General features: G+C 37.7%; 1 protein-coding gene. It reads right to left on the reverse strand.

The window, feature by feature from the left end:
• Window positions 1-257 precede the first annotated feature (257 nt).
• The coding region (locus BQ6100_RS20640; protein WP_075983671.1) for an IS256 family transposase at window positions 258-1,301 on the reverse strand (1,044 nt) is incomplete at its 5' end.

Here is a 1,301-nt window from a genome sequence, read left to right on the forward strand (position 1 = left end):
GGGTCTGCGTAAAATTTTGTGTAGGTAATATCCGACAATCTTCGCAAGGCAAGAAATAATAGGTATAGAAAAAACATCATTTGTCAAAAATATAATTGGCTTTTACCATAAAACAGGATAGGGCAATGCAGAAGTGCAACCCGAGCGGTTTTATGGTTTTTCCCTAAAACGGACGGATCTTTTCTGTCCGTTTTTTTAGTCCGTTTTAGGGAAAACAAAAGCGCTAAACTTCAGGGGTTTGGGGACAGAGTCCCCAATTAGGATGTTTGATTCAAAATCTCAAGCTGACTCAAGATCATGTCCCAATTCCGATAACGCATGGTCCATTTTTTCGTAATGTTTTGAGAGGCCAAGAAAAGCATTTTTCTTAGGCTATCATCATTAGGGAAAATGGACTTCGTTTTGGTTACTTTTCTAAATTGGCGATGCAGCCCTTCAATAATATTCGTCGTATATATTATTTTCCTAATCTCTGGCGGATAAACAAAGAAGGTGGCTAAAATATCCCAATTTTCTTCCCATGATTTAATGGCCGATGGATAATCATTGCCCCATTTTTCTTTAAACTCATAGAGTCTTTCCAAGGCTGATTCTTCGTTGATAGAAGTATAGATTCGCTTTAAATCAGCGACAAATTCTTTTAGGTGTTTATAAGAAACATATTTAGTACTTGAACGGATCTGGTGAATGATACAACGCTGAATACCGGCAAAAGGATACACAGCTTGAATGGCCTCTCTAAACCCTGAAAGTCCATCTACACAGAAAAGATTTACTGTTTTTACTCCTCTTGTTTTCAAATCGTTCAACACACCTAACCAAAACTTACTGCTTTCGTTTCCACCAACCCAAATCCCTAGTATTTCTTTATATCCTTCATGGTTGATTCCTAAAACAACATAGGCTGCTTTTGATACAATTTGATGATTATCACGAATTTTATAATGAATAGCGTCCATGAAAACAAAAGGATAATAGGCTTCAAGTGGACGACTTTGCCACTCGTTTACTTGTGGCATTATTTTTTCACTAATCTTACTAACTAACTCAGAGGAGATCTCAATGTTGTAGAGATCCTTTACTTGTTCCTGGATATCTCTGGTGGACATACCATGGGCGTAAAGAGACAGAATTTTTTCTTCCAATCCATCCACATTTCTTTGATACTTGTCCAGAATTTGTGGCTCATACAAGCCTTTTCTGTCCCGTGGAACATTTACTTCCACTTCACCAAATTGTGTTTTTAATTTCCTTTTGGTTGAGCCGTTTCGATAGTTTCCTGGTTCATCGCTCCGACGTTG

The organism is Bacillus massilinigeriensis, from assembly GCF_900117315.1.
In the GTDB taxonomy this organism is placed as follows: domain Bacteria; phylum Bacillota; class Bacilli; order Bacillales; family Cytobacillaceae; genus Bacillus_BE; species Bacillus_BE massilionigeriensis.